The sequence below is a fragment of the Rathayibacter sp. SD072 genome (assembly GCF_017355185.1).
Lineage (GTDB): Bacteria > Actinomycetota > Actinomycetes > Actinomycetales > Microbacteriaceae > Rathayibacter.
The window spans coordinates 18,791-45,198 of sequence record NZ_JADILJ010000024.1; the positions used below are offsets into that span (position 1 = coordinate 18,791).

Here is a 26,408-nt window from a genome sequence, read left to right on the forward strand (position 1 = left end):
ATCGCGCGACGTCGGGGAGCCGGCGAGCCCGACGTTAGTCCTCGTCGTCGTGACCGCGTGTCCCCGCCGCTGGGTCACTTGCCCGTCCCGAGCGCTCGCGCTCAGACCGGCGCGTCGACCAGCGTCAGCGCGGGCAGCTGCACGGAGGCATCGGCGCTCCACGCGGCGAGGACGCGCGGCCCGAGGTCGGCGCTCGCCGCGAAGCCCGCGTCGAAGCGGATCGCCGACAGCGCGAACGTCGTGCCGTCGACGTCGAGCGGCTCCCAGTCGCCTCCGGTCGCGGCGAGCGTCGTCGACCGCGTCGAGACCGCCTCCATCGTCGCGCGGTTCTCGGCCCGGGACCCGGCGAACACCGTCGTCTCGAACAGCAGGCCCTCGACGGCCAGCGTCGCGGTGCTCACGCGATCCGTGCGGGTCCCCAGGACGACGCCGCGCACCCACCGCGTCCCGGTGCGCTCCATGGTCCGCAGCACGACGCCGTCGAACGCGACCGACACGTCCGTCAGCCGTCCGTCGTCCTCACTGCCGCCCACGATCTCCCAGGGACGGTCGACGGGGACGAGGATGCGCACCGTCGCATCCTGCCACGTCGTGCGGCGGGGGTCAGCCGGGCAGCCGCGCCGTGATCTCGGCGGCGGCCACGACCGCGCGCTCGTACGCGGCCCGCGCCAGAACAGGAGCGTGGGCCAGAACAGGAGCGTGGGGGAGACGAGCAGGAAGTCCAGCGGCCGCGGCGGGTTCTCGTCGGTCCACACCGCGATCCGCTCGTCGTTCACGGAGAGCACGTAGTACATCGAGGACGCAGAGCGCGGAGCCTGCGTCTCGAGACGGTCGGTGAGGTCCTTCGCCCCCGTGTCGCTCGTCGACTCGTGATCTCGGGCCGAGAACAGCACCGCTGCGGGCAGGAGCGCGCTGAGCCGACGCTCCGTCAGTCGGGACGCGCGTCGGAGGAGGTACCAGAGCACCCCGCCCAGGATCAGCCCGCAGAGCGCGGCCGCCCAGCGGGCGCGGCCGACGGCGAGCAGTGCCAGAGCACCCGCGACCACCGGCAGGCAGATCGCGAGCGTCGCTCGGCGCTCGATCCGCTCGCGTCGCGAGGAGGACGCGGGGCCGCTCATCGGCGTGCGACCACGCCACCGGTGCAGACGCCCGCGCCGAGCTCCTCGAGGGTGCGGGGAGGCGGATCCGCGGTGGTCGCGGTGGGAGAGGTCGCCCGGCGATCCTGGCAGGTCGGCGAGCCCGCTCGGAGGGGTGGTGGCGGCGGAGGTGCGCGTCAGCGCACCGCGCGCGTCGACGCCCGCACGATCAGCTCGGGCTCGAAGCCCGCCGACCGCACGTCCGCGTCGCCGCGGATCGCCGCGATCAGCAGCTGGGCCGCGCACTCGCCCATGCGGTGGGTGGGCTGGCGCACCGAGGTCAGCGGCACGACGGCCGCGTCGGCGAACGGGATGTCGTCGTAGCCGACGATCGCGATCTCGCCCGGGATCGAGACTCCGCCGCGGACCAGGCTCTGCATGACGCCCAGCGCGAGCTCGTCGTTGGCGGCGAAGATCCCGTCGGGCCGCTCGTCGGCGGGCATGGCCAGGATCCGCTCGCCCAGCTCGCGCCCCAGCCCGGGGCCCATCGACACCGTCTCGATCGAGGAGAACGCGGCACTGGAGGGCCGGACCGCCTCGACGAACCCCTCGAAGCGGTCGCGTACCTGGGGGATCCGGAAGGTCCCGCCGAGGAACAGCAGGCGTCGGCACCCGCTCGCGAGCAGGTGCTCGGCCGCCGTCCGGCCGCCCAGGACATCGTCGAGCGCGACCGACAGCAGCCTGCCCCGCGGGTCGACCTGGTCGACCAGCACGACCGGCACGCCCCGCTGCGCGAACGCGTCGAGGTGGTCGAGCGAGGAGGCGATCGGAGCGAGCAGCACCCCGTCGACCCGCTGGCGGGCGAAGAGGTCGAGGTAGCGCAGCTCGCGCGCGGCCGAGTCCTGGGTGGCGCCGAGGACGAGGGAGTAGCCCGCCTCCTCGGCGCCGTGCTCCGCCCCGAGCGCGAGCTCGGCGTAGAACGGGTTGCCCAGGTTCACGACGGCCATTCCGACCGCCATGCTCTTGCCCGCCCGCAGCTGCCGCGCCGCCACGTTCGGGATGTACCCCAGCTCGGCGACCGCGTCGGCGACCGCCGCCATCGCCGCGCTGGAGACCCGCTCGGGGCGGTTCAGCGCGTACGAGGCGGTGGTCACCGAGACGCCGGCGCGGGCGGCGACGTCGCGGATGCCGATCTGGGGCACGGTGTCAGTCCGTGCTCGAGGAGCGGCGGCGGGAGTGCACCAGCAGGGCCGCACCGCCGAGCAGGAGCGCGAGCACCCCGGCCGGGAGGAGCGACAGATCGACGCCCGTCGAGGCCAGGCCGGTGCCGGAGCCCGTGTTCGAGCCGGAGCCCGACCCGCTGTGCGGGCCGCCGGGCGCCGTGTGCGTCGGCTGCGGGGACGGCGCGGTCGCAGTCGGCTCGGGAGTCGGCTCCGCGGTCGGTCCGGGAGTGGGCTGGGTGGTGGGCTCCGTGGTCGGCGCGGTCGTCGGCTCCGGACTCGGCCCCGGGGTCCCCGGCTGCGCGAGCACCGGCACGGTCGACCAGTCGATGTCGCTCGCCAGCCCGTACGAGGTGTACGACGGCTGGTTGTACGCCGTGTTCTGGCGCGCGACCTCGACCCGGTACTGCGGGTCGTGCATGAGCGTCGTCAGCTTGCGGTCGGTGACCTCGGTGCTCGAGTAGACGCGGATCGCGCTCGAGTCGGCGGTCGGCAGCAGGAGCTCCTCGCGCCAGTCGCCCAGCACATCCGCGACCAGCGACGGGTTGCCCTTGGTGCCGTTGTTCGTGACCGTGCCGTCGGCCGAGAGCAGCACTTCTCCGTCGCCCGTGACGATCGTCGGGGTGACCGGAGTGGCGTCCTGCATCGTCGTGCTCGCGACGATCTGCGTGGTCATGTCGGCCGCCCAGCGGATGCTCTGGTTGGTGCCCGGCTGCGTGTCCGAGAGCGGCTCGCCGCTGCTCGAGAACTCGCCGACCGCCCAGACCTCCTGGCCCGGCACGGCCGGGTCGATGTCGCCGATCATGCCGCGACCGGTGTCCTTGCCGGTGTAGCCGCCGAAGAGCAGCTCGCCGGTGGCGGCGTCGCGCATCGCGTAGCCGTAGGGGGCGTAGGCGCCGCCCTCGTGCACCGTGAAGATCTCGAGACCGGGGTTCGCGGGATCGATGTCCGTGACGTGCATCGCGTCGCCGTGGCCGAGCTTGGCCTCGACGCCCGGGTCCGCGCTGCCCTCGGGCAGGGTGTCGTAAGAGCTGTAGAGGAGGCTGCCGTCGTCGTCGAGGGTGGCGGAGCCGTAGACGATCTCCTGGCGCCCGTCGCCGTCGACATCGGCCGCGCTGAGCGAGTGGAAGCCCTGCGTGGTCAGGCGGCCCCACTCCTCGCTCGTGCCCTCGCGGCCGTGCGGGCCGTCGTTGAACGGGTTCGTCATCGGCACGTGACCGCTGTCGGCCTTCCAGCGCTGGGTCAGCTCGCGGCCGTCCCAGTCGTAGGCCACGACGACGGCGCGCGTGTAGTAGCCGCGGGCGAAGACGGCCGAGTGGGTCTCTCCGTCGAACGACGCGACTCCGGCGAGGAAGCGGTCGACGCGGTTGCCCGGCTCGATGCGCGACATGGCGTAGTCGCCCCAGAGCAGGCCGTCGTCCCCGCGACCAGGCTCGTAGGCCGCGGTCTCGAGCTCGGCTCCGGTCTCGCCGTCGAACACGGTGAGGTACTCGGGCCCGGTGAGCACGAAGCCCTCGAAGGTGGTGAGGTCGTTGCGGTCGCTGCGGCTGGGCGCGTAGACGTCGATGAAGTAGTCGACGAGCTCCTCGGCGCCGGCGCGGTCGAGCGGGTACTCGTGCGTCGGAGCGGTGCCGAACGCCTCCTCGAGGGTCGCGGGCCACTGCCCGCTCGTCACCTCCTCGCGCTCGCCCCAGCCCTGGAAGACCCCGACGAGGTGCTCGCGGTAGTCGGCGGCGGACATCCGGTAGTCGTCGTCGGCGGTGACGCCGGCCGCGACGTCCTCGGGCAGCAGAGTGATCGACTCCGCCTCGGAGGCGTCGCCGCCGGGCAGCACCCGGGTGCCGGGCGCGGTCTTGGTCATGATCTCGGAGCGGCCGTCGCCGTCGAAGTCCGAGACCGTGAACTGCGTGTAGTGCGCACCCGAGCGGATGTTGACGCCCAGGTCGATGCGGTGCAGCAGCGTGCCGTCGGCCTCGTAGGTGTCGAGGTAGGTGCTGCCGGTGTAGCCCTTCTGCGAGACGTCCTTCGCGTTCGAGGGGTACCACTTCACGACGTACTCGTAGTCGCCGTCGCCGTCCATGTCGCCGACGCTCATGTCGTTGGCGCTGTAGGTGTACGCCTCGCCGGCCGGAGTGACTCCGTCGGCGGGCTTCTGCAGCGGCAGGGTCTCGAAGGCGTCGGCCGACGCGGTGGCGGGCGCGCTGGGCTCGCCCGGCTCGCCGTCGACGATCGGCACGACGCGGTACTCGTCGCCTGGAGCACCGTCGGCATCGTGCAGGTTGGTGCTGTCGGTGACGACTCCGACCTTCTCCGCTCCGCGGAAGACGGCGAAATCGGCGCCGATCATGCCGCTGTCGGAGGAGCCGGTGACCTCGGTCGCCAGCAGGCGCCAGCTGACGAAGACCCCTCCGTCGGGCGAGGCGAGCGCCACGACGCCGCGGTCGAGGTCCTCGAGCTGCGCGGTGAGGACGGGGTTGCCGGACGCGGCGTTGAGCGGCGCGGCCGAGGCGGGGATCGCCGCGGCGAGCGAGACGCCGGCGACGAGGGCGAGGCAGACGCCGGAGCGCACCGCCCGCCGGGAAGGAGCGTGACCGGACGAGGTCGCGCGCGGACGTAGGAACGAATTCGGCATTGAATCCCTCGGCATCGATGGACCAGGGTGCTGGAATGCGTTTTCCCTGGCGGTCCGGCCAGCCTAGGCGACCCCTTTCGCAGGGGTCAACAGCCCGCCGACAGGTGGCGGACAGCCCGCGTCGTCTCGCGCCGACCGGCCCGCGGCGCAGGCGGCCGGGCGCGGCCACCCCGTACCGTGGGGCGGATCGTCCCTCGTCCGGTGCAGGCGGCGGTCACCGATGATCGGAGCACCACAGGTGTCAGCTGTTCCCTCTCTTCCCCGCGGTGCGACGTTCCGCGGCGACCTCCTCGCCGAGCTGACGCGGCTGGAGGACTCCCAGGTCGAGGGCTGCATCCTCGTCGAGGGCATCACCTTCACCGACGACTCGACCGGGCTCGCCCTCGCCTCGCGACGATCCGTCGATGTTCCGGCCTTCATCAGCGCCGACGGGCTCTACAGGGCGCTCCGTCCGCACCTGGATCTCCGGCCCGTCAGCGAGAGGAGCTGGTCGAGCTACCCGGACGCCTCCGTGCACGGGCACTGGCGGATCCTGCTCTACGACCTCGCCCTCCTCGAGAGCAACATGGCGGAGGAGGTGCCCGGTCTGCACTACGCATCGGTGGTCCGGGACGGTGAGGAGGCCACGGTCTCCGTCGCGGTCGGGCCGCAGCGGCAGCGGCTGGTGGTGCCGCTCACGACGCATCCGCTGGGCGTCCCGATCGATCTCGCGCACGCCGTGATGGAGGCACGCGCCACCCCCTGACCCCGCTTAGCGGCCGGCGACCTCTCGTGCGAGGACGCCGCCCTCACAGGTCGCCGAGCAGCCTCTTCGGGGGGCGGGCGCGGAACGCCTCGTGCAGCACCTGCTCGAGGTCCCCGACCGGGATGCTCTCCAGGCGTACGATCACGCTCGCGTGCCCGTCGTAGTGCGGAGTCGTCGTGAACGTCTCCGGGTCGCGGTGCAGCAGCGCCTCGCGCTCGGCGAGATCGGCGCACCAGCAGAGCAGGTCGCCGGGCGTCTCGAGCAGTCGCGCGAAGATCGAGCGACCGGCGTACCAGGCGGGCGTGCCGTAGGAGGTGCGCTCCTGGACGCCGGGCAGCGCGAGCGCGATCCGCCGGGCATCGTCTTCGGTGCTCATGTCTCGGCGCTCACGCCTTCGTGCCCAGCGCGCCCTCGCGCAGGCCCTCCTCCTTGGCCTCGCGGACGAGCTCCTCGACGCGGCGGCGCGAGCGGAGGCGGCCGGCGAACAGGGCGCCGAGGATCAGCAGCACGCCGAGCAGCGAGAGGAGCTGCGGCACGGGGATCGCCGTCACGGTCGCCGACTGCGAGACCGGGGCGATCTCCACGAGCTCCTCCGACGGGGTGACGACCGTCGGGGCGACGGTGAAGTCGACTCCGACCGCGAAGAGGGGCCAGACGCCGTCGAGCACGACCGAGACGGTGCGGCGGTCGCCCGGGAGCAGCTCCTGCTGCGTCGCCTCCTCGGGCACGAGCGGGGCGGAGGCACCGCCGGCGCTGACCGTGCCGTCGAGCAGCAGCCGGACGTTGCCGGTGTTGACGATCTCGGCATCGACGGCCACGGATCCGGGGTGCAGCGGGTTCCAGTCGAGGCGGTAGTCGCTCCGCACGTTCTCGACGGTGAGGCCGGGGGAGACCTCTCCGCTCACGCGGGTCATCACGCGGAAGCCGACCCGGCTCTCGACGCCCACGGAGGCGCCGCCCTCCTCGGTGCCGACGGAGGTGATCGAGGCGGCGATGCCGGCGGCGTGATCGCCCGGCTCGGCGTCCTCGGGAACAGTGACCGTGAAGGGCACGACGGCCGTCGCGCCCGGGTCCACCGTGACGGACTCGGGGGCGTCGATCCAGGTGCCCGCCTCGACGGAGGGCTCGGACGACGGCAGCATGCTGAAGCGGCCGGTGTCGGTGAAGTAGCCGTCGGCCGCGGTGATGCGGAAGGTCACCGTCTGGGTGCTGAGGTTGCTGACCGCGGCCTCCTCCTGCACCTCGGCGCCCGGATCGAGCTCGAGCTCGATCCACGAGCGCTTGTCCGGTGCGCCGTCGGAGGCGGGGCGCATGGCCCAGGAGACGTCACCGGCGGTCTCGGCCGAGGCGGGCGGGGCCGCGGCCAGGGCGGGTGCGGCGACGGCCAGAGCGAGGAGGGCCAGGAGCGCGGCGCGCGGGCGGAGGGAGGATCGTCGCTGATCGGTCATGAGAATCCCAGGATGTCACGTGCAGAACAGGAGGCGCGGCCGAGCGGATGCCCGGCCGCGCCTCCCACGGGTCACTCGAAGAGCGACAGGGTGAGGGTGGAGGAGTACTCGCCGGCTTCGACGGTGGGCTCGGTGCGGAGGAACAGGTCGGCGTTCGCGGTGAAAGGCCCGGTGGGAGCCACCTCCGCGGACTCGTTCGTGAGGAACAGGAGCTCCTTGTCGACGAGGCCGACGTTGTTCGGGCCCTCGTCGATCGCGGTGTCGACGCGGTCGCCCTCGGCGACGAGTCCGGTGTCGCCTCCGTCGATGACGTTCGGCTGCCAGCCGAGGTTCTCGGCGCCGATGACGTCGCCCTCGGCGTTGGTGAAGTCGGACGCGGTTCCGACGACGTACCAGCCGGGGGTGGCGGGGATGTCGGCGGGATCGCGGGTGTCGGTCACCGTGACGGTGGGGAGGGTGCCGGTGAACTGGCGGATCACGGCGGTGGAGCCGCTCTCGACCAGTTCTGCGGAGGTGCCGGCGACGGTCATCGAGAGCGCGCCTCCTCCGGGCAGAGGGGCGATGTCGACGTTGACGTCGACGTCGTCGTTGCCGTACTCGAGTTCGGCCGCCATCGCGGTCCCGGCGGTGCCGAGCAGGAGCAGGCCACCGGCGAGGCCGGCGGTGGTGCGGATCAGGAGCGATCGGGTGTTCATTGCGGGTGTTCTCCGTTCTCCGCGGCGGCGCCGTCGCCGCCGCGGTTCTGTGTGTCGGTCGGATCCCGTGGTCAGCCGCAGCTGGCCGCGGAGGTGGGGGTCGTGGTGGTCGCCGAGGCGGGCTTGCCCGCGACGAACGCCGTGGAGGTGGTGGTGGCCTCACCGGCCGGGACGCTCGCCGTGCGGGCGGTGAAGGCCGCCGTGACGGTCTTCCCGGCGCCGACCTCGGCGAAGGACTTGGAGCCGTGGGCCGTGGTGATCGTCGTCTTCACCGGGAAGGCGTTCGGATTGGTCGCGGTCACGGTGACCACGATCTTCCCCGCGACGCAGCGGGTGCTGGTCGTGGTCGTCGCTCCGACGATCCCGGAGGCCCCGGTGACCGCGCCGGTCTGCGCGCTCGCCGTGGCCGGGGACCATCCGGGCTTCGTCGCCGTCACCGCGACCGAGACCACGGTGCCGCGGTCGGCGGCGGTGAGGACGTACGACGACGCGGTCGCGCCGGCGATGTCCACTCCGCCGCGCTTCCACTGGTACGCCGTGGCGGTCCAGGGGGAGGAGGCGGTCGCGGTCAGCGTGCTGCCGACGGTCGCCGTGCCCGTGATCGCCGCTCGCAGCGGCGCGGGGTCGGTGATGGTCTGGGCGGGCACGCTCTCGAGCGTCGGCGTCACCTTCTGCATCAGCCCGGTCGTCGCGTCGAAGGTGACGCGGTCGATCGTGGTCTCGCGGTGGGTGCCGTCGCCGCCCGGGATCGCGAAGCGGTGGTAGGCGATGTACCAGTCGTCGGTGCCGGGGACGTTGACGATCGAGTCGTGGCCGGTGGCGAGGATCCCCAGCGCCGGGTTCTTCTCGAGGATCACGCCGCGGTAGGTCCACGGGCCGTCGACGCTCGTCGACGTGGCGTAGCCCACCTTGTAGTTCTCGGAGCCGGTGTCGTCGATGGAGTAGGTCAGGTGGTAGAGCCCCTGGCGGTAGTTGACGAAGCTGCCCTCGCGGTAGTCGGTCAGGCCGCTCATCCGCTTGATGGTGCCGGCCTTGATCGAGAGCATGTCGTCCGAGAGCTCGCCGTACACGGGCGAGCCGTTGCCCCAGAAGAGGTAGCTCTTGCCGGTGGCCGGGTCGGTGAACGCGGCCGGGTCGATGGCCTGACCGGACGTCACGGACTCGCCGTTGGTGATCATCGCGGTGGGCTGCGCGGTGAAGGGACCGACGGGGCTGTCGGCGACGGCGACTCCGATCGTCTTGCGGTTCAGCGACGCGTTGTGGCCCGAGAAGTAGAAGTAGTACTTCCCGCCCTTCTCGATGATCGTCGGCGCCCAGGCGTTGCCGACGGCCCAGGGAACGTTGCCGTTCGCCCCGTCGAGGGTCAGGAACGGCTTCTCGGAGCGGGTCCAGTCGACGAGATCCTTCGACGACCAGACGAAGAACTCCTTGCCGCCCCAGCCCGGGGTGCCGTCGGTCGTCGCGTAGATGTAGAAGGTGTCGCCGAACGCCACGATGCTGGGGTCGGCGTAGAGACCGGGGAGCACGGGGCTCCTCATCTCGATCGCCTTCATCGTCCAGGTCGCGGTCGCGCCGCCCGCTGCGGTCAGCGTGTAGGTGACGGGGGTGCGCAGGTCTCGGACGGTGCCGGAGGCGGGGGAGGCGGTGGTGCCGGTCGCCGTGGCGAACACGGGGGCCAGCTTCGAGCGGTCGGTGCCGGGCTTCACGGGGAAGACGACGGTGCGGGCGGCCGAGTCGACGATCGGAGCGACCTTCAGCACGTCGGGCGTGGTGAGCGAGACTCCGGCGATCTGGTCGGCCGACCCGGAGCGGGTCAGCACCTCGCTCTCGGTGAGGGCGCGGTTCCAGAGCGCGAACTCGCGGTACTCGCCCGTGAAGAGCTTGTCGCCGCCGTAGAGCGAGCGGCCGAGGTGGTTCGCCGTGGTGCGTCCGCCGCCGAGGTCCGCCGGCACGGTGGTGACTCCGGTCTTCGTCGCGACCTTCGCCCCGTTCAGGTAGATCGTGGCGGTGCCGTTCGAGAGCGTGTAGGTCAGCTTCGCCCACTGCCCGCGGGGCAGGTTCGAGCCGGAGCTCGCGGTCTGCTCGGTCGTGTAGTTCCCGGAGGCGATGCTCGTGCGGTACGCGTTGCCCGTGGTGAACAGGTAGCCGTCGCCGGCGTTGTTCGACGAGTTGCCGAGTCCGTAGAGGAAGTACGGCGTGCCCTGGGCGGGGTCGATCTTCACCTCGGCCTCGATCGTGATGTCCTCGACTCCGGCCAGGACGTCGTCCGGCAGGTCGACGTGGTCGTCGACGCCGTCGAACGCGAGGGCGCCGGACCTCCAGGCCGCGCCGCCGACGATCGTGCCGTCGCGGTCGTTGCCCGAGACGTCCTCGAGCGCCGTGCCCGAGCCGTTGTCGAAGGAGTAGCGGAGGATCTCGCCGGCCGCGTTCGCGGTGACCGGGGTCGGTCCGGCGGGCTCGGCCGCACGCAGCGCGGCGAGCTCGGTGGCCGTCACCGGGAGCACCGTGCCGTGGCGCGGGCTGGCGGGGAGGTCGTAGTCCGGGGCGACCTGCCAGTTCGGCGCGTTCAGGTCGGCGGTCTGCAGCGGGATGTAGCCGCGTCCGCCGTACTCGTCGACGAAGAGGTAGTTCGTCTGCCCGTTGACGTCGCCGGGGTTGGCGGCGAAGGCGGTGGGGCCCTCGACGGCGCCGGTGCCGGCGTCGCGGCCGATGCAGCTGTCGACGGTGGTCCAGCCGGTGAGCGGCGCGCGGAGCGACGTCGACTTCTCCTGGATGATGTCGGAGCAGCCGGTGCCGCTCGCGCCCTCGTCCTTCGTGAAGCGGTGGAAGGTGCCGTTCTGCTCGAGCACCGTGGAGTCGATGCGCGAGGTGTTCTGCCAGACCTGCGGGGTGCTGAAGGTCGTGAAATCGCGGGTGGTGGCGTACATCATGACGTTGTTCACGTTGCCGGTGTGGTTCGGGTCGTTCTCGGCGTAGAGCTTCGAGGCCCAGTAGACGACGTACGCGCCGATGCTCGCGTCCCAGTGCGCCTCGGGCGCCCAGGTGTTGCCGGCGGTCTCGGGCGAGACCAGCACGTGGCGCTGCTCGGACCAGTTCACGAGGTCGTGCGACTCCCAGACCTCGAGGTAGCGGCTGCCCTGGCGCTGCGAGCGGTCCCAGTCGCCGTTGCGGCCGATGGAGAGGTCGGTCGCGATCAGGTAGAAGGTGTCGCCCTCGGGGGAGCGGAGGAGGAACGGGTCGCGCAGGCCCTTCTCGCCGAACGTCGAGGTCAGCGTCGGCTGCCCGCCGTTGAGCTCGTCCCAGGCCAGGGCGTCGTTGCCCTTGCTCGCGGCGAAGAAGATGTTCTCGCCCTCGACGCTGTTGCCGGTGAAGTACGCGAAGGCGTAGCCCTCGAGAGCGCCGAGCTCCTTCGAGGCGCGCACGGTGGCGACGAGGTCGCGCGTGGCGGTGGCCGAGTTCTTGGTGACCGTGGCGCGGAGCGTGACGGTGCGGTCGGCGGACTGGCGGGTGACGACTCCGGTGGTCGAGATCACGGCCGGGTCGCTGGAGGTCCAGCTGATCGACGTGCCGGCGGGAGCCGCGGGGATCGTGATGTTGCCGCGCACGTCGCCGAGGTCCGGGATCGCGAGGCCGGCGGCGGCCGCGTCGACGACCTGCTGGTCGCCGGCCTGCGAGAGCACGGTGGCGGTGAACGCCTTCGTGCGCGACTCGGAGCCGCTCGTGATCGTCGCGGTCAGGGTGACGGTCGCGTTGCCCGCGGAGGCGGCGGGCCGGGTGACGACTCCGCTCGTCGAGATCGTCTGCGGAGCGCTCGAGGCCCACGTGATCGTGGATCCGTTGGCGCCCGTCGTGGGCAGTGCGAGGTTCGCCTGGACGGCCGAGAGGTCGCCGAGCGCCAGCGCGGACGCGTCGCGGGCGGCCTTCGTCGCCGCGGTCGGCTGCAGGGCGGCGACCTCGGCGGCGGTGAGCGCGTTGTCGTAGATGCGGAAGTCGCGCACGCTGCCGGCGAGCGTGCGGTCGGCGGCGTAGTTGGAGCGGCCGATGAAGTTCGCGGTGGTCGTGCCGCCGCCGATCGAGGCGGGGGTCGTGGTGACTCCCGTCTTCACGGCGACCTGGCTGCCGTCGAGGTAGAGGCGCGCGGTGTCGCTCGCGTCGTCGAGCGTGTAGGTGAGGGTCTTCCAGACGCCGCGGGAGAGCGGCGACGCGGTCTCGACGTTCTGCTCGCCCTGCCAGTTGCTCGGCGTGATCGTGGTGCGGTACCGGTTGTCGGCCAGGGTGGCGAGGTAGCCGGCGCCGGAGTTGCTCGTCGCGGCGGTGCCGAGCCCGTAGACGAAGTAGTTGCCCGTCTGCTCGGGGCGCACCAGCACCTCGGTGCTGACGGTGATCGAGTTCAGCCCGGCGAGGACGTCGTCGGGCAGCTTCACGTGGTCGTCGGTGCCGTCGAGCCGCAGGCCCGCGTCGCCGCCCGGGGTCGCTCCGCCGACGATCGTGCCGTTGCGGTTCCTGCCCGAGCTGTCGACGGCGACGGTGCCGCTGGTCTCGGTCAGCTGGTAGCGCAGGACGAGGTTCTCGGGGTTCGCGGCGGCCTGGGCGGGCGGCGAGGAGAGGAGGGGGACCGCCAGGGCCACGGCTGTCGCCATGACGAGGGGTCGTAGGAAGGGCTTCATCGCGCTTGCTCCTAGGTCGGCACCATTGCTGAGTGGAGGGGGCCGACACACGTCGGCGTGTTCACGGTAACACGATGTTGACGTCAACGTGAAGGGGTGCGGGCACCTCCGGCGCACTCGGATCCGCAGCGCTCGCAGCACAACGACGAACGGCACCCCCGGACCCGTGAGGGGCTCGAGGGTGCCGTCCGAGTCGGTGCGTGGAGGGTGCGCGCTACGTCCTGCTGCGCCGCATCACGGCGCGCTGCAGGAGGACGAACACGAGGAGGATGCCGCCGGTGATGATCGTGGTCGCCTCGGGCGGGATGCCGCCGTCGCGGGTGATCAGGACGTTCATCAGACCCAGGACCAGCGCGCCGACGACCGAGCCGAGCACGAAGCCGACGCCTCCGGTCAGCAGCGTGCCGCCGATGACGGTCGCCGCGATCGCGTCGAGCTCCCATCCGGTGCCGGTGATGTTCTGGGCGCTGCCGAGGCGGGCCGTGTAGACCACTCCGGCGAGACCGGCGAGCGTGCCGCTGATCACGTAGATCGAGAGCTTGGTCCGCAGGACCGGGAGGCCCATGAGCGCCGCCGACTGCTCGGAGCCGCCCATCGCGTAGACCGTGCGGCCGAGCCGCGTGCGGTGCAGGACGAAGAACGCCCCGGCCACGACGAGCAGCGCGATGACGACGCCCGGGCTGATGACGAAGTCGTTGACCTTGGGCCCGTCGATCAGCTTGATCGGGGTGGCGAGCGAGAGCACCGCCGAGTCCTCGGGGAGGCGCTCGGGCACGGTGCTCAGCATCGAGGCGAGCCCCCGCGCCAGGAACATCATCGCCAGCGTCGCGATGAACGGCTGGACGTCGAAGTACTGGATCAGGATGCCCGAGATCAGGCCGAACGCGGAGCCGATGACGATCATCAGGACCATGACGATCCAGGGGTTCCAGCCGGCGTTGATCAGCAGAACGCCGCTGACGCTGCTGAAGGCGATCACGGCGCCGACCGAGAGGTCGATGCCGCCGGTCAGGATCACGAAGGTGAGCCCCACCGCGAGGATGATCAGGTGCGCGTTGTTGACCAGGAGGTTCGACAGCGTGCTCGCCTGGAGGATCCGGCCGTAGGCCGCCTCGCCGTAGACGATCATGCCGACGAAGATGACGAGCGCCGCGAGGGTCGGCAGCTTGTCGAGGTGCTGGCTGAAGAAGGACCGGGCGCTCGTGCGCTCGGAGCTCGCCGGAGGGGCGGAGCGGGTCAGCAGGGCGCTCATGCGGGGATCGCCTCTTTCTGCGGGGCGCGACGACGCGCTTCGCGACGGTGGGAGAAGGCGGAGCGGACGCGCTCGGACTGCAGGAGGCAGAGAGCGACGATCACGATCGCCTTGAAGGCCGGCGTCGCGGAGGAGGAGACGCCGAGGAAGACCACGGTCTTGTCGAGGGTCGCGATCAGGATCGCTCCGACCGCGGCTCCGGCGATGTTGAACTTGCCGCCCGCAAGCGACGTGCCGCCGATGACGACCGCGAGGATCGCGTCGAGCTCGAGCTGGTACCCGGTGCGGGAGGTGTCGACGGTCATGACGCTCGCGGTGGCGAACACGCCCGCCACTCCGGCCAGCACGCCGCTGCTGATGTAGGCGGTGAGCAGGAGGCCGCGGCGGTTGATGCCCGCGAGGCGGGCGGCCTTGGCGTCCATGCCGATGGCCTCGATCATGAGGCCCAGCGCGCTGCGGCGGACCAGGAGGCCGACCGCGACGACGATGGCGATGGCGAGGAGGAAGACCACGGGGAGACCGAAGACGTAGCCGTTGGCGAGCCAGCGGAACGGCTCGTTGGTGGCGGCGGTGTTCTGGCCGCCGGTGATCACCTTGGCGAGGCCGCGGCCGGCGAGCATCACGACGAGCGTGCTGATGAAGGGCTGGAGGCCCACCACCGAGACGAGCACGCCGTTGACCGCTCCGAGCACCGCGCTGACGAGCAGCGCGAGGCCGAAGGCGGCGGCCGCGGCGCCGAGGGAGTCGGGGGCGCCCTGGGCGTTCAGGAACTCCATCGAGACGGCTCCGGCGACGACCATGATCGAGCCGACCGAGAGGTCGATGCCGCCGGTCGCGACGACCAGGCACATGCCGACGGCGATCATGAGGATCGGAGCCGACGCTCGGGCGATGTCGATGACGTTGCCGACGAGGTAGCCGGTGGTGGGGCTCATCGATACCGCGAGGTAGCCCGGGTCCTTGACGACGTTGATCAGCAGGAGGAGGACGATCGCGACCGCTCCCCAGAACCACTGCCTCCGGATGAGACCGGTCAGGAACGAGGTCCTGCCGGCTCGGGTGTCGCTGCTCATGATGCGGCCTCCTGCGTGGCGCCTTCGAGAACGACGACGTCCTCGTCGACGACTCCCTCTGCGGCGATGGTAGTGACGATGGACTCCGCTGTCACCGCGGGTCCGTTGAGGATCTCGGCGATGACCCGGTGATCCTTGAGCACGATGATGCGGTCGCTCAGGCGGACCACCTCGTCGAGCTCGGAGGAGATGAAGATCACGGCGACGCCCTCGCCGGCGAGCGCGACGACCTTCTCCTGGATCTCGGCCTTGGCGCCGACGTCGATGCCGCGGGTGGGCTCGTCCAGGATGAGGATCTCGGGGTGCGTGGCGAGCCAGCGGCCCAGGAGGACCTTCTGCTGGTTGCCTCCGGAGAGCTTGCTGATCGGGCGATCGGGGTCGGCCGGGCGGACGTTGAGCTCGACCAGGTACTTCGCGACGATGTCGTCCTTCTCCTTCTTGGAGAGGGGACGGGCCCAGCCGCGCTTGGCCTGGACCGCGAGGATCAGGTTCTCGCGGACCGAGAGGTCGCGGATGATTCCCTCGTCGCGGCGGTTCTCGCTCGAGAACGCGATCTTGTGCGCGAGGCCCGCGGTGGGCGTCGGCACGTCGATCTTCTTGCCGTGCAACGTGATCTCGCCCGTCTCGGGCTTGTCGACGCCGTAGATCAGGCGCGCGAGCTCGGTCCGGCCGGAGCCGAGGAGCCCGGCGAATCCGACGACCTCTCCGCGGTGCAGGGTGAGGTCGGTGGGCTCGATCGAGCCCTTCCGGCCGATCCCCTTGGCCGTGTAGAGCGGCGCGTCGCGGTAGAGGTGGTCGCTGTTCTCGCGCTCGGAGTCGAGGGAGCGCAGCGCCGCGATGTCCTTGCCGATCATCTTCGAGATGAGCGAGGTGCGGTCGAGGTCGGGCGTGAGGTACTCGCCGATGAAGGTGCCGTTGCGCAGCACGGTCAGGCGGTCGCTGATCGCGTACACCTGGTCGAGGAAGTGCGAGACGAAGAGGATCGCGACGCCCTCGGCCCGCAGGCGCCGGATGACGGTGAAGAGGTTCTCGACCTCGTTCGCGTCCAGGCTCGAGGTCGGCTCGTCGAGGATGAGGACCTTCGAGTCGCTCACCGTCGAGCGGCTGATCGCGACCAGCTGCTGCATCGCGATCGAGAGCGAGGAGAGCGACTGGCGCGTGTTGAGGTGGTCGAGCCCGAGCTTGCCGAGGGCGACCTTCGCCGCCGCGTGCGTGGCCTTCCAGTTGATGCCGAAGGGGCCGCGGACCTCGTAGCCGAGCATCACGTTCTCGCCGATGGAGAGGTTCGTGACCAGGTTCACCTCCTGGTACACCGTCGAGATGCCGGCCGCCTGCGCGTCGGCGGTGCCGCTGAGGCGCTTGGGGGAGCCGCCGACCAGGATCTCGCCGCTGTCGATGCGGTAGACGCCGGTCAGGGCCTTGATGAGCGTGGACTTGCCGGCGCCGTTCTCGCCCATGAGCGTGTGGACCTCGCCCGGGAAGAGGCGGAAGTCGACGCCGTCGAGCGCTTTGACACCGGGGAAGCTGATCGAGATGTTCTTCATCTCGACGATCGGAGGCGAGCCTGTCATGTCGCGTCCTTCCGTTCTCGAGCAGGGCGGACCGGAAGCGGTGACGCCGAGGGACGGAGACGCGGGGCCCGGAGATCGTCCGGGCCCCGCGTGTTCCGCAGGGGAGGGTGTGAGCCCTAGGGCTGCGGTCGGGCCCTAGAACTTGCGGTCGGGCAGGACCTCGGCGGCCACCTCGGGCGAGTCGAAGGTCTCGCTCGGGACGACGATGGAGGACTCGACGGTCTCGCCGGCCAGCGTCTTCTCGACGGCGTCGAGGGCGGTCTCGCCGAACAGCGGGTTGTACTCGGCGACGAAGCTGAGCTCGCCGTCGGCCAGGGCCTGCAGCGCGTTCTTGGTGCCGTCGATCGTGGCGATCTTGACGTCGGTGCCGGGGGTGAGGCCGGCCTCCTGGACGGCCTGGACGGCGCCGAGGCCCATCTCGTCGTTCTGGGCGAAGACGAGCTGGACGTCGTTGTTGTTCGACTTCAGGACGGTCTCGAAGACGCTCTTCGCCTCTTCGGTCGACCAGTTGGCGGTCTGCGCGCCGAGCTTCACGAACTTCGAGTCGGCGCCGATGACCTCGTCCCAGCCCTCGTTGCGCTCGTTGACGACCGAGACGCCCGCGGGGCCCTCGAGCGTGAAGTAGTTCGCGCCGTCGGGGAAGGTCGTGGTGGCCCAGTCGGCGACCGAGGTGCTGACCGCGATGTTGTCGGGCGCGATGCGGGTGACGTAGAGGTCGGAGTCGTCCGGCTCGATGCCGCGGTCGATCAGGATGACCGGGATCTCGGCCTCCTGAGCGCGCTCGAGCGAGTCCTCCCAGCCGGAGCCCTCGGTGGCCGACAGCAGGATGATGTCGACGCCCTCGTCGACGAACGACGTGAAGGAGTCGATCTGGGACTTCTGGTCGCCGTTGGTGGCGGGGGCGTACTTGAGCTCGTAGCCGGCCTCCTCGGTGAACGTGTCCTCGATGTTGGTCTCGTTCGCCTGGCGCCACGCGCCCTCGGGGCCGACGGCCACGAATCCGATGGTGGTCAGGTCGCCCTCGCCGCCGGCTCCCGCCTCCGAGTCGCCGCCGGAGCAGCCTGCGAGGCCGAACGCCATCGCGCCGACCGCTGCGAAACCCAGGAACTGGCCGATACGCCTCTTCGTGGACATGTGTCTCCTCCTTGAGACCGCGGGCGCGCCGAAGAGCGCCCGGGATGGGGTGGGCGCGAAGGCCCGGTGGTGGTCGGGCCTAGCGGCCCGAGGTGCAGTGAGTGCAGGATGTGCTGTGGACGCCGAGTGATCGCGTCCTCTGCTCGGATGTTACCGTGAACAAAAGTTGTGACGCAACAGCGTCCTCGCGCTGCCGTGTAACGATCCGGTACCCCGGTGCGGAGGGCTCGCTCCTCCCGGCGGCGCCGTTGCGGCCCCGCACCCCGCTGCCGGGTCGCGCTGCTGCACTTCGCCGTTAGATTCCGCCGCCGCGGCTCGCCGCGTCTCTCTGCCGCGGCCCCTCGCCGCCTCTCTCTGCCACCGCCGCTCCACTTCGCCGCCGCCGCCTCTCGCCGCCCGTCGCTGCCTCTCCGTCGCCTCGCCTCGCGTGGCCGCCTCTCGCCGCCGTCGCCCTCGCCGTCGCGCCTCGCCGTCGCGGGAGCCGACCGGTCAGAACGGCGGCGGGGCGTCCTCGAACCTCGGCCCGCCCGAGAACGCGCGAGGAGCGCCGGGGATCGGGGTCGGACGGGTGGTGACGCGCCGTCCGGTGGGAGTGGTCCAGTCGGCGGTGCCGTCGGGATGCAGGACGTAGGTCCAGCGATCGCCGTGTCGGACGTGGTGGTGGGCGACGCAGAGCGAGGCGAGGTTGTCGAGCGCGGTCTCGCCGCCGTGGCGCCACTCGATCGTGTGGTCGGCCTCGGCGGTGGCGGCGGAGCGGGTGCAGCCGGGGAAGCGGCACGTCCGATCCCTCAGCTGCAGGTGGAGCCGCATCCGAGCGGGCGGGACCCGGTGGGTGCGGCCGACGGACGCGACACCGCCGGACACCGGATCGACCAGGACCCGGGTGAAGGAGGCCGCCGCGCCCACCAGTTCCCGCGCGGCACGGGCGGGGATCGGTCCGTAGCCGTCGAGGTCGGCCGGAGCATCGTCGAGGCCCGCGGCGGTGCTCGCGGCGATCGTGAGGCGCACCTCGGCGCGCACCCCCGGCACGAAGGCGCGGGAGGCGACGACCCCCTCCTCGGTCGGGGCGGTGCCGGAGACGTCACCGTCGCAGAGCAGGTCGGCGAGCGCGTCGGCCCGCAGCTGCGAGAGCGTGCGCTCGTCGGTCTCCGCGCCGGCATCGTCCTGCTGGACGTCGCTCCCGGGGGCGCCGTCGCGGAGGGTCCGCGCGATGCGATCCAGGCGGGCGAACGCGCCCAGCGCGACCGGTGCCGGGAGGAGCGCGCACAGGGTCGCCATGCCGTCGACCTCGGGCACGACCCAGACCGCCCTGTCCTCGCGAGCGCGGACGTGCCGCCGCTCGAGGGGCTCCTCGTGCACCTCCTCGCGGAGCCGCGCGACGGCGCGGCGCAGCTGGGTGGGGGTCATCGAGACGGCGAGCCCCGCCGCCCGCTCGTCGAAGACCGCCCGGGAGGAGGAGGGAAGGGTCCGCGCGACGGCGCAGATCAGCCGTCCCGCCTCCCAGCGGATGAGCGCTGCGGCCAGCGCGGCCCGCGTGCACGGCAGCTCCTCGACCAGCAGCTGCGCCTCGTCGAGCTCGCGCGACGCGACCCGCTCGGACACGCCCAGTGCGACCGCGAACTCCGCTCGGATCGACCGCTCCACCAGCTCGTCGGTCTCGCTGCGCGACAGGCCCCGGGCGAACGCCTCCGGGTGCGCGAGTGCCGCCCGGTACCCCGCGTGCAGCTCCTCGGCCGCCGCCAGCAGGACCGGAGCCGCGGAGCGCGCGAGCGCGCCGGCGCGATCACCGCGCTCCCTCACCTCCGCGAGCGCCGTCTCGGAGGGATCGTCTTCTCGAGTTTCTCTCATGTCCACGAGTCAACACGAGACCACCGACCTCCGTGTCCGCCCGGCGGTGAGCGGGGGACGGATCGGACGCGGGCGCCCTGGGGAGGAGCGCGCGCCCGAGCCGTTCAGGCGCCCGAGCTGAGCGCACCCCGAGCCGACCCGGCGCTCGCGCGCTCACACCAGCGCGCCCCCCGACGCCACGACCGCGCCGCGGTGCACCACGAGCCGGTCGGGATCCCGGTCCATCACCGCCGCGGTCGGGGTGTCCCCGCGCAGCACGACGAGCTCTGACGGGTCGCCCACCGCGAGTCCCGGCCGATCGGCGACGTCGCCGAGGCGCCGGAGCGACGGGTCGATCACCGTGGCGCCGCCCCAGGTGGCCACGGTGAGGGCGTGCTCGATGTCGACGTCGTCGTCGAAGCCCTGGCCGTGCGCGAGCAGGAAGGTGCGCTCGAGCATGTCGCCGGTGCCCCAGGGCGACCAGTAGTCGCGCTGGCCGTCCATCCCGAGTCCGACGCGGACCCCGGCGGCCAGCAGATCGAGCAGCGGCAGCTCGGCGCCGTGGCCGGGGGCGATGGTCGTGAGAGCGACGTCGAGCGAGGCGAGTCGCTCGATCGCGGCGGCGACTCCGCGGTCGGGCGAGGCGAGGGCGAACGCGTGCGAGATCGAGACGCGGCCCTGCAGACCGAGCGCTTCGATCCGCTCGGCGATCAGGTCCATCGAGAACAGGCCCAGCGCGCCGCGCTCGTGCAGGTGGATGTCGAGGCCGACGCCGTGCTTCTCGGCGAGGGCGAAGACCGCGTCGAGGTGGCGGACGGGATCGCGGTCGATCTCGCACGGGTCGATGCCGCCCAGCAGGTCCCCGCCCAGCGACAGCGCCTCGTCGAGCAGGGCGACGACTCCGGGCTCGACGAAGACGCCGACCTGCGGGAAGACGACGATCTCGACGTCCGAGCGCTCGCGGTGCGCCTCGCGGGCCGCGAGCACGCCCTGGAACTTCTCGAGGCCGGAGTCGGCGTCGACCTGCGCGTGGCTCCTGACGCGGGTCGCGCCCTTCGCGATCATCGTCGCGAGCGTCGAGGTCGCCCGCTCGGCGACGGGCGCCTCGGCGCTGCGCCAGTGCGCCCGGTCGTTCATGATGCGGCCCCAGCGGCCCTCCTCGCCGGTGCGCGGGCGGAACGGCAGGCCGAGCCGGGTCGAGTCGAGGTGCACGTGCACGTCCGAGAAGGAGGGGACGAGCACTCCGCCGCGACCGTCGACGACCGCGGCGCCCTCGCCCTCGACGACCGCGGCGCCGACCGGGCTGACAGCGCGGATCCCGGTCTCGTCGACCAGGACGTCACGGGCCTCGCCGCCCCACGGGCGGACGTCGTGCAGGAGCGTGGAGTTCGGCATGCGGGAAGCCTTTCAGAGTGCGGGAGGTGGGGATCGGCCTGCGGGCGGGGGAGCAGCCTGGCACGGGCGTGTCCGAGACCCGCCGCTGCCCGCGGATCGCGCTGCCGGGGGTGGGTTCGGGCGAGGTGGATCTCGATGCGCCCGCCAGGCCGCTCGGTCAGCAGGGGAGGGCGCGGCGCGTTCCGGCCCGTGACCCGAGGGCCACGGGCCGGAACGCGCCGCCCCGGGTCAGTCGGCGAACGCCACGTCGCTCAGCACGTACTCGCCGTCGGCGCGAGGCGTCCACTCGAGCCCGGGCGCCAGGGCGTAGTCGGCGTCCGGAGTGAACAGCGGCACGATGTACGCCTGGTCGAGGTTCGTCTGCGCCAGACGGGCGAAGACGGCGTCGCGCTCGTCGCCCGTGACGGTGCGCTGCTCCTCGACGAGGGCGGCGGTCTCGGGGGACTTCGCGTAGTCGTTCTGGCCGCCGGCGAAGAGGTTCGTCGCGGGCATGTCGCCGTCCATCGTCGACGGCGCCCAGGTGTTGAGGTAGAGGCCCTCGACCGAGACCGTGCCGTAGATGATGTTCGACAGGCTCGCCTGGTCGGTGCCCTTCAGCTCGACGCTCAGGCCGACCGCCTCGAGGTAGCCGACGATCGCCTGCGCGATCTCGGACGAGAGCGGGATGCGCCCCTCCGTCGCGTACTGCAGCGGGATGGTCTCGCCCGAGTAGCCGGCCTCGGCCAGCAGCGCCTCGGCGGCGGCCGGGTCGTACTCGGAGGGCTCGAGGTCGGCGTGGCCGGCGACGTCCGGAGCGACGATCTGGTCGTTCGCCACCGCCCGCCCGCTGAGCACGCCGTCGACGAGAGCCTGCGAGTCGATCGCCAGCCGGATCGCCTGGCGGACCCGGGCGTCGGCGAGCGGACCCGTGGTCGAGTTGATCCCGAGGAAGGTGACGCCGTTCGACGTGCGCGACGCGACCTCCACTCCGCTGCCCCCGGCCGAGTCGACCTGGTTGGGCGAGAGGAGGGCGATGTCGAGGCTGCCGGAGGACACGCCGTTCAGGCGGGCGTCGGCGTCGCCGACGGTCTGGAAGGTCACCGTCTCGACCTCGGGCTCCTCGCCCCAGTAGTCGGGGTTCCGCTCGATCACGTACTCGACGCCGCGGGTGTAGCTGACGAAGCGGAAGGGACCGCTGCCGACGGGGGCCGCGGCGAAGCCCTCGGACCCCAGCTCGGTGTAGACCGACTCCGGCACGATCGAGACGGCCGTGGTGATCGAGGGCCACGGCGAGAACGGCGCGTTCAGCGTGAACACGACGGTGGTGTCGTCCGGCGCCTCGACCGACTCCAGGACCCCCATGTAGCCGAGGTTGTCGGAGTCGGGCGAGGCCAGGATCGTGTCGTAGGTGAAGGCCACGTCGCCCGCGGTCACCGGGTCGCCGTTCGAGAAGACGGCGTCGTCGCGGAGCGTGTACGTCCAGGTCGTGAGGTCCTCGCTCGGCGTCCACTCCGTCGCCAGCGAGGGCTCGATCGCTCCGTCGGCGTCGAGCTTCGTGAGCTGGTCGAAGACGTTGTAGTAGTAGTTGTAGCCCGCGAGCGACCCGTCCATGATCGGGTCGGGTGCCCCCTCGGGCTCGGCCACCTGGCCGATGACGATGTCGCGGTCGGCCGCGGCGCTGCCGGCGCCCGAGCAGCCCGTGAGGGCGGCGATCGAGAGCGCGAGCGTCGTGAGGGCGATGAAGGGCGTGGCCCGGTTCCTGGTCATGAGCGTGTCTTCCTGGGGTCGGTGGGGCGTGCAGCGGGAGCGTCGGCGCGCAGGCGCGGGTCCGAGAGCGGGATCGAGTCGAGCAGGGTGCGGGTGTAGGGGTGGGCGGGAGCGTCGAAGACCTGGTCGCGGTCGCCGACCTCGACGAACTCGCCGCGGTTCATCACCGCGACGCGATCCGAGAGGTAGCGGACGACCGCGAGGTCGTGGGCGATGAAGAGGTACGAGAGTCCGCGCGCGGCCTGCAGGTCCTTGAGCAGGTTGATCACCTGCGCCTGCACCGACACGTCGAGCGCCGACACGGGCTCGTCGAGCACCAGGACGTCGGGCTCGAGCGCGAGCGCCCGGGCGATGCCGAGGCGCTGGCGCTGCCCGCCCGAGAACCGCGCGGGGCGCTTGTCGAGGGCGTCCGTGCCGAGCCCCACGTCCTCGAGGAGCGAGACGACGCGGTCGCGGGAGTAGCGCCCGGCGATCCGCAGCGGCTCGCCCACGATCTCGAGGGCGGTCAGGCGCGGGTCGAGGGCGGAGTAGGGGTCCTGGAAGACGAGCTGCATGCGGTTCTGCAGGCGCCGGCGCTCGCCGCGGCCGAGGGAGTCGAGGCTGTGCCCGAGCACCTCGATCGATCCGCTGGCCGCGGGGGTGAGTCCGAAGATCGTCCGCACCAGCGTCGACTTGCCGCAGCCCGACTCGCCGACGAGCCCGAGGGTCTCGCCGCGGCCCAGCTCGAACGACACGCCCTTCACGGCCTCGACCACCCGGCGCGAGCGCAGGCCCGTCCTCTGCGTGAAGCGGACGTGCAGGTCGTCGACCTTCAGCACCGGCGCGCTCACGCGAGCACCCCCTCGACGGAGCGGGGCATGCGGCGGGCGAAGTGGCAGGCCGACCACTGGCCGTCCTCGACCTCGACGAGCAGGGGCTCGAGCTGCGTGCACAGGTCGGACTTCGCGGGCAGCTCGCAGCGCGGCGCGAACGGGCAGCCCCGCGGGCGGTTCTGCGGCGACGGAGGGGAGCCGGGGATCGCGTGGACCCGCTCGCCGCCCCGGCCCGCCGACAGCAGGCTGGCCAGCAGGCCGGCCGTGTAGGGGTGGGTCGGGTGCGCGAACACGTCCCAGACCGATCCGCGCTCGACGACGCGTCCGGAGTAGAGGATGCAGAGGGAGTCGGCGACCTCGGCCACGAGTCCGAGGTCGTGGGTGATCAGGATCATCGCCGCGTCCGACTTCGCCCGGGCGGTGCCCAGCACGCTCATGATCTGCGCCTGGATCGTCACGTCGAGCGCGGTCGTCGGCTCGTCGGCGATGAGGACGGACGGCTCGTTCGCCATCGCCATCGCGATGACCGCGCGCTGGCGCATCCCTCCCGACCACTGGTGCGGGTACGCCTTCGCGCGCTGCGCCGGGTCGGGGACCCCGACGTCGGCGAGCAGCCCGGTGACGCGGCGGCGCACCTCGGCGGGGCGCAGCGCCCGGTCGTGCACGCGCAGCGCCCGGCCGATCTGGCCGCCCACCCGCTTGACGGGGTTGAGCGCGGTCATCGGGTCCTGGAACACCATCGCGAGCTCGCTGCCGCGCAGGCCCCGCAGCTCCGGCTCGGGCATTCCGAGCAGGTCGCGCCCGCGGTACCGGACGCTGCCGCCGAGCACCTCGAGCCCGGCGGGCAGGAGCCCGAGCACGGCGAGCATCGTGACGCTCTTGCCCGAGCCCGATTCGCCGACGAGGCACAGGACCTCGCGCTCGTGCAGGGTGAAGGAGATGCGGTCGACGAGGGTCACGACGTCGCCGTGCTCATCGGAGTAGCCGACGCTGAGGTCGCGGACCTCGAGCAGCACGGCGCGGGGGGAGTCGGTCATCGGAGGCTCCGCTTCACGGATCGACGGGACGTGCGGCGGACGGTGGTGGCCGAGCCCTCGGCCGTGAAGCGCTGGCTCAGGAGGTTGGTGCCGGCGACCGTGAGGAAGATCGCGACGCCGGGCACGATCGCCAGGTGCGGAGCCTGGCGGACGTAGTTCTGGCCCTCGCTGATCATCAGTCCCCAGCTCGGCGTCGGCGCCTGCACCCCGAGTCCGAGGAAGTCGAACGACGAGGTGAGCAGCATGACCGCGCCGATGTCGCTGGAGGCCAGGATCATCATCTGCACGGCGACGTTCGGGACGATGTGGCGGCGCACGGTCCAGAGCCCGCCCGCCCCCTGGATCCGCGGCGCGAGGACGAAGTCGCGGTCGCGCAGCGCCATCGCCGTGCTCCGGGCGACCCTCGCGTAGCCGACCCAGTAGGTGGCGGCGAGCACGCCGATCATGAGCCAGACGCTCGGGCCGAGCGAGGCGGCGAGGGCGATGAGCACGAGGATCACCGGCATCGCGAGCTGGATGTCGGCGAGGCCCATCAGCACGTTGTCGGTGCGGCCGCCCACGTAGCCCGACCAGGTGCCGATCGCCATGCCGGCGAGGCTGTTGACGACGACGATGAGCACGACGATGCCCAGCGTGACCCGGCCGGCGAGAGCGAGCCTCGAGGCGACGTCGCGGCCGAGTGCGTCGGTCCCCAGCCACGCTCCGGAGGTGCCGGGCGGTGCCAGCACCTGCGCGAGGTCCTGCGCGAACGGCGCGTAGCCGGGGAGCAGCGGGTAGGCGAGGGAGAACAGGACGACGGAGCCGACCATGACGGCGCCGAGCGCCTGCAGAGCGGGGACCCGGCGGCCGCGCAGGAACGCCGTCGTGATGCCGGCCCGCAGGGCTCCGGTGCGGATGATCTCGGTGGTGGTCACGCGAGCCTCACTCGGGGGTCGATGAGCCCGGACACGAGGTCGACGAGCAGGTTGGCGAGGATGAAGAGGACGGCCACGACGATGAGCCCGGACTGCACCACGGGGAAGTCGCGGGAGTAGACCGCTCCGAGCATCAGCTGCCCCATCCCGGGCCAGGCGAACACGTTCTCGACGATGACGAGGCCGCCGAGGAAGGAGCCGAGGCTGATGCCCGCGACCGTCAGGACCGGCAGGAGGGCGTTGGGCAGGAGCTCCCCGACCACCACGCGGAACCGGTTCTCGCCGCGGGCGGAGGCCGTGCGGGCGTAGTCCTGGGTCGACTGCTCGGTGAGCGCGTTGTCGAGCAGCCGCGTGTAGAGGACGAACTGACCCGTCGCGATGGTGAGCGCCGGCATGACGATCGCGAGCGGATCGCGGTTGCCGAGCGAGGGGAGGGCGCCGAGCCAGACTGAGAAGACCAGCACCAGCAGCAGCCCGAAGAAGAAGTCCGGGATCGCCTGCCGCGTCGATCCGAGGCCCAGCGAGAGCGCGCGCAGACCGCGCGACCGGGTGAGCTGGATGACGACCCCGGCGATCAGGGCGAGCGCCAGGCCCAGGAGGAGCCCGACCGCGCCGAGCGAGAGCGAGGCCGGCAGGCGCTCGAGGACGAGCTCCATCGAGGACACCCCGGTCTGCCGGTACGAGTCGCCGAAGTCGCCGGTGAGCAGCCCGCCGAGGTAGCTCAGGTACTGCTGCCAGAGCGGCAGGTCGAAGCCGAGGCGGTGGTTCAGATCGGCGATCTGCTCGGGAGTCGCGTTCTCGGTGAGCAGGAGCGCCGCGGGGCTGCCGCTGAGGCGGCCGAGGGCGAACGCGATCGTGACGACGGCGAGGATCGTCGCCGCGCCCTGGGCGATCCGGCGGACGAGGTAGGGGCCCACGACGTCACCTCCCTTCCTGGTCTGTCGGTGCTGGCGGTATACAGAATTGCGCTCTCGTGTTTCCTCTGCATCACGGGAGGTTTCGACTGCGTAAACACTGCGGCGCTCATCCTGGATGCAACAGGCCCGCGCTGTCCCGGTAATCCGGCCTTGAAAAGCTCACCAGCAGTCGACTGGATACATCTCTCCTGCAACCTCGGTAGCGAGCATCGATCGCGGACTCGCCTTTCTGCATACAGAATGACCC

The 26,408-nt window shown here is 71.8% G+C and carries 19 protein-coding genes; 1 reads left to right on the forward strand and 18 read right to left on the reverse strand.

Features of this window, described 5'->3' with window-relative positions; translation table 11 throughout:
* Window positions 1–101 precede the first annotated feature (101 nt).
* The 3 genes from IOC53_RS10960 to IOC53_RS10970 all read right to left on the reverse strand — a co-directional run bounded on the left by IOC53_RS10960 (window position 102) and on the right by IOC53_RS10970 (window position 4,928).
* Entirely contained in the window at window positions 102–1,118 is a 1,017-nt protein-coding gene (locus IOC53_RS10960) for a hypothetical protein (RefSeq protein WP_207405646.1), read from the reverse strand.
* A gap of 155 nt (window positions 1,119–1,273) precedes the next feature.
* Window positions 1,274–2,278, reverse strand: coding sequence for a LacI family DNA-binding transcriptional regulator (locus IOC53_RS10965; RefSeq protein WP_307786161.1), 1,005 nt, complete (start codon window positions 2,276–2,278; stop codon window positions 1,274–1,276).
* Window positions 2,279–2,282: 4 nt separating this feature from the next.
* A complete protein-coding gene (locus IOC53_RS10970) occupies window positions 2,283–4,928 on the reverse strand; it encodes a rhamnogalacturonan lyase (protein WP_207405648.1) in 2,646 nt (881 codons plus the stop codon).
* Between the two features lie 238 nt (window positions 4,929–5,166).
* Between IOC53_RS10970 and IOC53_RS10975 the strand changes: the two genes are divergently transcribed.
* Entirely contained in the window at window positions 5,167–5,673 is a 507-nt protein-coding gene (locus tag IOC53_RS10975) for a hypothetical protein (protein ID WP_207405650.1), read from the forward strand.
* Between the two features lie 43 nt (window positions 5,674–5,716).
* Here IOC53_RS10975 and IOC53_RS10980 read toward each other — a convergent pair whose 3' ends face one another.
* From IOC53_RS10980 to IOC53_RS11050, 15 genes are all read right to left on the reverse strand, one after another.
* Window positions 5,717–6,049, reverse strand: coding sequence for an MmcQ/YjbR family DNA-binding protein (locus tag IOC53_RS10980; RefSeq protein ID WP_207405652.1), 333 nt, complete (start codon window positions 6,047–6,049; stop codon window positions 5,717–5,719).
* 10 nt (window positions 6,050–6,059) lie between these two features.
* Window positions 6,060–7,121: a WxL protein peptidoglycan domain-containing protein gene (locus IOC53_RS10985; protein ID WP_207405654.1), complete on the reverse strand. Its 1,062-nt coding sequence runs from the start codon at window positions 7,119–7,121 to the stop codon at window positions 6,060–6,062.
* Between the two features lie 71 nt (window positions 7,122–7,192).
* Window positions 7,193–7,816, reverse strand: coding sequence for a hypothetical protein (locus IOC53_RS10990; protein ID WP_207405656.1), 624 nt, complete (start codon window positions 7,814–7,816; stop codon window positions 7,193–7,195).
* Between the two features lie 71 nt (window positions 7,817–7,887).
* Window positions 7,888–12,483 (reverse strand): family 43 glycosylhydrolase, encoded by a 4,596-nt coding sequence (locus IOC53_RS10995; RefSeq protein WP_242683213.1) that lies wholly within the window; start codon window positions 12,481–12,483, stop codon window positions 7,888–7,890.
* Window positions 12,484–12,697: 214 nt separating this feature from the next.
* On the reverse strand, window positions 12,698–13,735 hold the full coding sequence (locus IOC53_RS11000) for a sugar ABC transporter permease (RefSeq protein WP_207405658.1): 1,038 nt from the start codon (window positions 13,733–13,735) through the stop codon (window positions 12,698–12,700).
* Window positions 13,732–14,808, reverse strand: coding sequence for an ABC transporter permease (locus IOC53_RS11005; protein ID WP_207405661.1), 1,077 nt, complete (start codon window positions 14,806–14,808; stop codon window positions 13,732–13,734). The genes IOC53_RS11000 and IOC53_RS11005 overlap by 4 nt, the downstream gene beginning before the upstream one ends.
* A complete protein-coding gene (locus tag IOC53_RS11010; RefSeq protein WP_207405663.1) occupies window positions 14,805–16,379 on the reverse strand; it encodes a sugar ABC transporter ATP-binding protein in 1,575 nt (524 codons plus the stop codon). Before IOC53_RS11010 ends, IOC53_RS11005 begins: the two co-directional genes overlap by 4 nt.
* A gap of 135 nt (window positions 16,380–16,514) precedes the next feature.
* On the reverse strand, window positions 16,515–17,513 hold the full coding sequence (locus IOC53_RS11015) for an ABC transporter substrate-binding protein (protein WP_207405665.1): 999 nt from the start codon (window positions 17,511–17,513) through the stop codon (window positions 16,515–16,517).
* 489 nt (window positions 17,514–18,002) lie between these two features.
* Window positions 18,003–19,361: an HNH endonuclease signature motif containing protein gene (locus IOC53_RS11020; RefSeq protein ID WP_207405667.1), complete on the reverse strand. Its 1,359-nt coding sequence runs from the start codon at window positions 19,359–19,361 to the stop codon at window positions 18,003–18,005.
* A gap of 153 nt (window positions 19,362–19,514) precedes the next feature.
* Window positions 19,515–20,735, reverse strand: coding sequence for an amidohydrolase family protein (locus IOC53_RS11025; RefSeq protein ID WP_207405669.1), 1,221 nt, complete (start codon window positions 20,733–20,735; stop codon window positions 19,515–19,517).
* A gap of 228 nt (window positions 20,736–20,963) precedes the next feature.
* Window positions 20,964–22,481, reverse strand: a complete 1,518-nt coding sequence (locus IOC53_RS11030; RefSeq protein ID WP_207405670.1) for an ABC transporter substrate-binding protein — start codon at window positions 22,479–22,481, stop codon at window positions 20,964–20,966.
* Window positions 22,478–23,311, reverse strand: coding sequence for an ATP-binding cassette domain-containing protein (locus tag IOC53_RS11035; protein ID WP_207405672.1), 834 nt, complete (start codon window positions 23,309–23,311; stop codon window positions 22,478–22,480). The genes IOC53_RS11030 and IOC53_RS11035 overlap by 4 nt, the downstream gene beginning before the upstream one ends.
* Window positions 23,308–24,330 carry an ABC transporter ATP-binding protein gene (locus tag IOC53_RS11040; protein WP_207405674.1) on the reverse strand — a complete coding sequence of 341 codons (1,023 nt, stop codon included), beginning with the start codon at window positions 24,328–24,330 and terminating at the stop codon, window positions 23,308–23,310. The genes IOC53_RS11035 and IOC53_RS11040 overlap by 4 nt, the downstream gene beginning before the upstream one ends.
* Complete coding sequence (locus IOC53_RS19485) at window positions 24,327–25,244, reverse strand: ABC transporter permease (RefSeq protein ID WP_207405676.1); 918 nt, start codon at window positions 25,242–25,244, stop codon at window positions 24,327–24,329. Before IOC53_RS19485 ends, IOC53_RS11040 begins: the two co-directional genes overlap by 4 nt.
* The gene (locus IOC53_RS11050) at window positions 25,241–26,161 is read right to left on the reverse strand and encodes an ABC transporter permease (RefSeq protein WP_207405677.1); all 921 of its coding nucleotides are present in this window, start codon (window positions 26,159–26,161) and stop codon (window positions 25,241–25,243) included. Before IOC53_RS11050 ends, IOC53_RS19485 begins: the two co-directional genes overlap by 4 nt.
* Window positions 26,162–26,408 lie beyond the last annotated feature (247 nt).